Source organism: Mesorhizobium sp. M2A.F.Ca.ET.067.02.1.1, from assembly GCF_004023285.1.
Classification (GTDB): domain Bacteria; phylum Pseudomonadota; class Alphaproteobacteria; order Rhizobiales; family Rhizobiaceae; genus Mesorhizobium.
The window spans coordinates 1-784 of sequence record NZ_RZSB01001293.1 but is presented as its reverse complement, the minus strand read 5'-3'; the positions used below and the strand labels follow the sequence as shown (position 1 = coordinate 784).

The window sequence follows — 784 nt, the reverse complement described above, 5'->3', positions numbered from 1 at the left end:
CTCCTTGCTCCGCCCGTGGATGACGACCGCGATAGGCGTCTCGGCCAATCGCCAAGGCAGGGGACCTGCAACGCACACCAACCAACCGGTCAAATCTTCTGTATTGAGGAACTAATTCTCAGCCTTGTCCGAAAGCTTGACGATTTCCCATTCCTTGCCGTTGACGGTGACGACTTCGCCGACCTTCTTGCCGAACAGCGCCACGGCCATCGGCGAGACATGGGAAATGCTGCCCTTCGACGGATCGGCCTCGTCCTCGCCGACAATGCGCCAGTGCACCTTCTTGCCGTCGTCGCCTTCCAGCGTGACGCCCATGCCGAAGCGCACCACGTCGCTGCCCGGCTCAGGCACCGAAAGTTCGGCGTTCTCGCGCCGCGCCGTCCAGTAGCGCAGGTCGCGCGAAACCACGGCGATACGCTCGCGGTCGCCCTTCCGTTCTGCCTTGGCGAGCACATCACGCAGGTCGGCGAGATTGTCCTCGATCATAGCAAGGCCGCGCTCCGTCACCAGATTGCGGTGCGTGCTGACCGGGCGTTCGCCGACGCCGGCAATGGCGTTTTCGCTGTCTTCTTCGCGGGTGAAAGCTCTGCTCATGCAATGAACTTAGGCTTGGCGAGGCGACTGCACAAGCGGTTTGCCGATAGGGCCATCCTGGCACGATTCCTGCGACAGACAGGGCGAAACGCCAGGACCTGTGCCGATGTTGAACAGACGAACGCTGCTTGCCCAGACCGCCGGCTTCGCCGTCGCCGGCCTCTTTGCCGGCAAGGCATCGGCGAAGTCG

The 784-nt window shown here is 62.9% G+C and carries 1 protein-coding gene; it reads right to left on the bottom strand.

Annotation, left to right across the window (positions count from 1 at the left end):
* Positions 1–111 precede the first annotated feature (111 nt).
* A complete protein-coding gene (greA, locus tag EOA28_RS37385; RefSeq protein ID WP_127253424.1) occupies positions 112–594 on the bottom strand; it encodes a transcription elongation factor GreA in 483 nt (160 codons plus the stop codon).
* Positions 595–784: the final 190 nt, after the last annotated feature.

Bases quoted from the DNA above. Each gene is read 5' to 3' on its own strand.
- greA (WP_127253424.1), bottom strand. From the start codon at position 594: ATGAGCAGAGCTTTCACCCGCGAAGAAGACAGCGAAAACGCCATTGCC.